1 pseudogene is annotated in these 271 nt (G+C 71.2%); it reads right to left on the bottom strand.

Annotated features, from left to right (window positions below):
- Window positions 1–271, bottom strand: a pseudogene (locus ACYQ1K_RS28015) (acetyl-/propionyl-CoA carboxylase subunit alpha); the annotation flags it as partial.

Below are 271 nucleotides of genomic sequence, written 5' to 3' on the forward strand. Positions count from 1 at the left end.
CCTTCTTCCCGGCTGCGCGTTTGGGCTTCTTCGCTCCACCCGCAGCGCCGGCGCCGGCGCCGAGGCCGCCGCCGAGGGAGCCGAGGCCGGCGGGGAGGGTGACTTCGAGGCGTTTGCCGGCGACCTCGACGATGACGGTCTGCTTCTCGTCGGCCTCCTCGGGTTGGGCGGGGTGGCCGGTGTAGGGGGGGATCTGGTTGTCGAAGTCGGTCTCGATCCAGGTGGTGTAGACGCTGAAGGTGCCCTGACCGGTGGGGTTGGAGGGGCCGAG

It is taken from the genome of Nocardioides sp. AN3 (assembly GCF_054653495.1).